5 protein-coding genes are annotated in these 5,656 nt (G+C 70.1%); 2 read left to right on the forward strand and 3 right to left on the reverse strand.

Annotation, left to right across the window (positions count from 1 at the left end; all coding sequences use genetic code 11):
• Positions 1–44: 44 nt before the first annotated feature.
• Complete coding sequence (locus VFM98_RS13610) at positions 45–818, forward strand: enoyl-CoA hydratase/isomerase family protein (protein WP_325110455.1); 774 nt, start codon at positions 45–47, stop codon at positions 816–818.
• A gap of 27 nt (positions 819–845) precedes the next feature.
• Here VFM98_RS13610 and VFM98_RS13615 read toward each other — a convergent pair whose 3' ends face one another.
• Genes VFM98_RS13615 through VFM98_RS13625 form a run of 3 tightly spaced genes read right to left on the reverse strand, consistent with a single transcriptional unit; the run spans position 846 to position 4,557 of the window.
• Positions 846–2,003 (reverse strand): thiolase, encoded by a 1,158-nt coding sequence (locus VFM98_RS13615; RefSeq protein ID WP_325110456.1) that lies wholly within the window; start codon positions 2,001–2,003, stop codon positions 846–848.
• On the reverse strand, positions 2,000–2,404 hold the full coding sequence (locus VFM98_RS13620; RefSeq protein ID WP_325110457.1) for a Zn-ribbon domain-containing OB-fold protein: 405 nt from the start codon (positions 2,402–2,404) through the stop codon (positions 2,000–2,002). Before VFM98_RS13620 ends, VFM98_RS13615 begins: the two co-directional genes overlap by 4 nt.
• The gene (locus tag VFM98_RS13625) at positions 2,401–4,557 is read right to left on the reverse strand and encodes an acetate--CoA ligase family protein (RefSeq protein ID WP_325110458.1); all 2,157 of its coding nucleotides are present in this window, start codon (positions 4,555–4,557) and stop codon (positions 2,401–2,403) included. Before VFM98_RS13625 ends, VFM98_RS13620 begins: the two co-directional genes overlap by 4 nt.
• A 145-nt stretch (positions 4,558–4,702) precedes the next feature.
• Between VFM98_RS13625 and VFM98_RS13630 the strand changes: the two genes are divergently transcribed.
• Positions 4,703–5,656 (forward strand): acyl-CoA dehydrogenase family protein (locus tag VFM98_RS13630; protein ID WP_325110459.1); only part of this gene is annotated, 954 nt, incomplete at its 3' end.

A 5,656-nucleotide genomic window follows, 5' to 3' on the forward strand; every position in this document is an offset into this window, starting at 1 on the left:
GTATCATGGCTCGGATCTTCCCGCCCTTCGTCAGAGAGATTTCCATGAGCAGCATCGACATCGAGCAGCGTGGCGCCGTCGCCCTGGTCACCATGAACAATCCCGCCGGCCGGAATGCGCTGGATTTCGACATGCGGCGCGCGCTGCTGGAGGCCTTTCGCCGGCTGGCCGAGGACGAGGCCGTGCGGGCGGTGGTGCTAACCGGTGCCGGCAATGCCTTCTGCGCGGGCGCCGACGTCGGCAAGATGGGCGGGCGCGACCTGGCCGGATCGCGCCAGCGCATGAAGACCATGCACGCCATGGTGCGGGCGCTGCACGGCCTGGACAAGCCGGTGGTGGCCGCCGTGCGCGGGCCTGCAGTGGGAATCGGCTTCAGCCTGGCCATGGCCTGCGACGTGGTCGTCGCCGCACCGGACGCCAATTTCTCGCAGGTGTTCAGCAAGGTGGGCCTGGCGCCCGACGGCGGCGCGATCTGGTTCCTGGCCCGGCAGATGGGGTTTTCGCGCGCGCGGGAGCTGGTCTACAGCGCACGCAAGCTGACGGGGCAGGAGGCGCATGCCCTCGGTCTGGTGCAGCGGCTGGTGCCGGCGGAGCGGGTGCTGGACGAGGCGCTGGTACAAGCCGAGGAATACGCGCAGGGCCCCGGGCTTGCGCTCGCCATGGCCAAGCAGTTGTTCGCGGCCAGCGTGGCGCCGAGCCTGGAGCAGTTCCTGGAAATGGAATTGCTGGTGGGCCCGCAGCTCTCCCAGACGGCAGACCATGCGGAGGGGCGGGCCGCGTTCGCGGAGAAGCGGAAGCCGCGGTTCACGGGCCGGTGAGCGAGTTGCCGGTGCTGTCGCCGCGCCCTACAAGGCGCTCGCGCCGCCCAGGATCACCGTACTCTGGCTCGAGAGCACTCCGCCATTGCCATGCGCGATGGCGGTTTCGCATTGCTGCACCTGCCGCTTGCCGCATTCGCCGCGCACCTGCCGCACGGCTTCCATCAGCACGAAGAGGCCGAACATGCCGGGGTGGCAGTAGGACAGGCCGCCGCCATTGGTGTTGACCGGAAGCTTCCCTCCCGGTGCGATCGCGCCCTCGATCACGAAGCGGCCGCCCTCGCCCTTGGGGCAGAAGCCGAGGTCTTCCAGGAACAGCAGCGTCGTGATGGTGAAGGCGTCGTAGACCTGCACCACGTCGATGTCCTGCGGCTTCAGGCCGGCCATCGCGTACGCTTGCGCGCCGGAGCTGACCGCGCCGGTGACCGTCAGGTCCGGCATGCTGCTGATGTTCTGGTGGCTGATGGTCTCGCCCACGCCCAGGACGTAGGCCGGCGGCTTGCGCAGCGACTTCGCGCGCTCGGCCGAGGTCATCACCAATGCGCCGCCGCCGTCGGTGACCAGGCAGCAGTCGCGCACCGTGAGTGGATGGCTCACCATGCGCGCGCCCAGCACCTGTTCCACCGTGAGCGGTTCCTTTTCCCAGGCCGCGGGATTGAGGAGCGCCCACTGGCGCGCCGCCACGGCGATCTGCGCCAGTTGCTCGCGGGTGGTGCCGTACTGGTGCATGTGGCGCGAGGCGGCCAGCGCATAGGCGCTGGCGGGCGTCACCGGCCGGTAGGGGGTCTCGTAGGGGTTGTACTCGCGCGGCGCCACATTCTTGCGCCCGGCGCTGCGCTGGGTGCTGCCATAGGCGATCACGGCGACCTCGCACAGGCCCGCCTCGATCGCCGCCTGGGCATGCGCCACGTGCGTCATGAAGGACGAGCCGCCCATCATCGTGCAGTCCTGGTAGCGCGGCTTCAGGCGCAGGTACTCGCACAGCGCGGTGCTGGGCATGCGGCTCTGGCCGGCGGCGGCGAACACGCCGTCCACGTCGGCCAGCGTGAGGGCGCAATCCGCCAGCGCCCGGTGCACGCCCTGCGCCATCAGGTCGATCACGCTCATGCCGGCGGCGACTTCGCCCAGGTCCGATTCGGCCACGCCGACGATGGCGGCCGAGCCGCGGGTGACAGTGACGCTCATGCGGCCTCCACGGGGTCGAACACCGGGTAGGGGCCCTCGTCGCCCTCGGCCGGATGCACGCGCACCTTCACCCGCATGCCGATGCGCACCTGGTCGGCGGGAACCGATTCGACCCTGCTCATGAGGCGAAAGCCCTCGTCCATGTCGATCAGTGCCACGTTGTAGGCCGGCTCGCCCTTGGGCGAGATGAAGGTCGTCGCGTAGACGGTACCCAGGCCGCGGCTCGTGGCCCAGCGCAGCTCGCCACGGTAGCCGGCGGGTGCGGCGACGCGCGGGTAGAACAGCGCGCGCCCGGCCTCGTCCACCTGGCAGGCCAGCTCGCCGCGGGCGAGGAAGGCGCGGTACTGCTCCAGCGGCGAGGCCGCCAGCCGCGCCGGGCTGAAGGAAGTCGATTCGGTCATGCTTTCTGCTTCGCGATGAGAGCGTCGACGGCGATGATGCGCGTGCCGGCGCAGATGAGGGGATTCACGTCCAGTTCCGCGATGTGCTCGCGCTGGTCGGCCGCCAGCTCGGAAATGCGGGCGATCGCCTCGGCCAGCCGCTCCAGGTCGACCGGCTCGGTGCCGCGGAAGCCCTGCAGTGCGCGCTGTGCCTTCAGCTCGCCCAGCATCCTGCGCGCCTCGCGCGGGCCCACCGGCGCCAGCCGCACCGAGGTGTCCTTCAGCAGCTCGACGAAGATGCCGCCGAGGCCCACCACCACCATGGGGCCGAACTGCGGGTCGACCCGCGCGCCAACCATGATCTCGGTGCCCTGCGGCACCATCGGCTGCACCAGCACGCCGCTGATGCGCGCAGGCGGCGACACCGCCTGCGCGTTGCGCATGACCTCGTCGAAGGCCTTTCGCACTTCCTCCTCGGTCTTCACTCCCAGGCGGATCACGCCGGCCTCGGTCTTGTGCGGGATGTCGGGCGACTCCACTTTCAGCACGACCGGGAAGCCGAGTTCGCGCGCCGCGGCCGCGGCTTCGTCGGCGGACTGTGTCAGCACGTCGCGCACCACCGGCACGCCGTAAGCGGCCAGCACTTCCTTGCCCTCGCGCTCGGTGAGCGTCGCGTTGGGTGAAGCGGCGAGCAGGGCGGCGGCGCGCTCGCGGGCCTGCGCGGGCGCCACGCGACCCTCGGCCCGGGCGTGCTCCCGCAGCCAGTCGCTGCGCTTGTGCCACGCGCCGAGCGCCGCCATGCAGTGGTTCATGGAGCGGAAGGTCGCGACGTGCGGGTTCTGCTCGCTCTCGATCGCCCCCGGGCCTTCCAGGTGCTGCGTCATCCAGACGTTGCAGGCGATCTTGCCGTGCTCCGCCGCCGCCTTGCCCAGCGTCTCGATGCGGGCAGTGGCCGGCGCATAGGCGAAGGTGTGGGGCACCACCAGCGCACCGTACTGCGGGTCCGCCATCAGGGCCTCGAAGCAGTCGTGCAGGTCCTTGGGCGTCGACAGCACCTGCGCCGTCATGTCGCACGGGTTGCCCGGTGCGCCGTACTCCGGGATCAGCCGTTCCAGCACCGCCATGGTGGCCGGCGTCGGATGCGGCAGTTCCACGCCGTGCAGCTCCGCCTTGTCGGCCAGCATGATGCAGGCGCCGCCCGAGACGGCCGCGACCGCGACGCCGCGTGCCTGGGGCGGCGGCGCCTTGGCGAAGAAGGTGCAGGTGTCGAGCAGGGCCTCGAGTTCGTCGACCATGATCACGCCGGCTTGCTCGAAGGCGGCACGGTAGGCGGCCTGCGACCCGGCCACGGAGCCGGTGTGCGAAACGGCGGCCTGGGCGCCTCGTTCGCTGGTTCCCAGCTTGTGCACGACCAGCGGCTTGCCGGCTTCGTGGCACAGCGCGGCCGCGGTGAGGAAGCGCGCCGGGTCGGACATGCCCTCGAACACGCAGGCTACCGCCTTGCAGGCCGGATCGGCGGCGAGGTAGGCCACCTGGTCGGCCACGTCGATGTCGCTCGCGTTGCCGCAGGTGAGCATGTGGCTCAGCGCCGTTCCGTGCTCCTGGGCCTGGGCGAGGGCCGCGCCCACCGCGCCAGATTGGCTCACCAGGCCGATCGCGCCCGGCCGCGGTGCGCCCTTGAAGGAGGCGGTGCCGAAGGTGCCGACGACGCCGAGGCCGTAGTTCATGAAGCCGACGCAGTTGGGGCCGACGAGGCGCATGTTCGCCCTGCGCGCGATCGCCACGAGGCGCTGCTGCTGGGCAACGCGCTCGGGCTGGCCGGTCTCGCCGAAGCCGGAGGAGAACAGCACCACGCCACCGACGCCGCGCTCGGCGCACTCGGTCACGATGCCCTCGACGGCATCGCGTGGGACGGCGATGAAGACGCAATCGGGTGTCTCCGGCAGGGCAGCGATGGACGGGTAGCAGCGCTGCTCGCCGATGCGCTCGTACTTGGCGTTGACCATGTACACCGGCCCGGCGAAGCGGCCCGGTCCGGCGATGTTGGCGTAGGTGATCGAGCCGAACGCGGCCGGGTTGGTGGAGACACCCACCACGGCGATGCTGCGCGGGGAGAAGGTGCGCGCCAGTTCGTCCGGGCGGTACAGGGGGCGGGAGGCGGGGGCAGTCATCATGGCAGCCGAGCGGAATTCCGCGCTACGGAAGATGATTCATTATAGGTGCCACTCGTCCTGCCCGCAAGCGAAGTTCCGTTTGACGAACTTAGTTCCACGTGCAAGAATCAGATCCATTCCAGCCAACCCCGCACAGCGAACCACCATGAGCACAGACAGCTGGGAGCTCTCCGAGGAGCTCCGCCAGATCCAGGACACCGTGAGCCGCTTCATGGCCGCGGAAGTGAAACCCGCCGAGGACAAGCTGCCCCACGATGCCTACGAGCTGCCGGCCGACGTGCTCGACCGCCTGCAGACGAAGGCGCGTCAGATCGGCCTGTGGTGCGTGCGCTCCCCGGTGGAATACGGCGGCGCCGGCCTCAGCCTGCTGGGCCAGGCCGTGGTGGCCGAGGAGGCTGCCAAGTGCCGCATGGGTGCGTATGTGCCGGCGTGTGGCGCCTTCGGTGCCGATCCCCCCAACGCGATCTGGCTTGGAACGAAGGACCAGATCGAGCGCTACGGCGTGCCCGGCATCCGGCAGGGCAAGAAGATCTACTTCGCCATCAGCGAAGCTTCCGGCGGTGCCGACCCCGCGCGCTCGATCCGCGCCCGCGCGGTGCGCAAGGGCGACAAGTACGTCCTGAACGGCAGCAAGATGTGGATCACGGGCGCCCAGGGCGCCGACTGGGGCATCGTGTTCGCCCGCACCGGCGAGCAGGGTGACCGCGGCGGCATCACGGCCTTCATCGTCAAGGGCAACCCCGAGGGGATGAGCCTGAAAAAGATCCCCGTGATCCGCTCCTACGCCCCCTACGAGATCACGTTCAAGGATGTGGAGATCCCGGTGGAAGACCGGCTGGGCGAGGAGGGCCAGGGCTTCGCCATCTGCGAGAAGTGGCTGATCGAAGGCCGCATCCCCTACGCCGCCGGCACGATCGGCGTCGCGCAGGCGGCGCTGCAGATCGCGATCGACTGGGCCAAGGAGCGCGAGACCTTCCGCACCAAGCTGGCCGACAAGCAGGCCATCCAGTGGATGATCGCCGACAGCGAGATGGAGCTGCGTGCCGCGCGCTTGCTCACCTGGCAGGCGGCGTGGATCGCCGACCTGGGTCGCGGGGGC

It is taken from the genome of Ramlibacter sp. (assembly GCF_035706265.1).
GTDB lineage: Bacteria > Pseudomonadota > Gammaproteobacteria > Burkholderiales > Burkholderiaceae_C > Ramlibacter.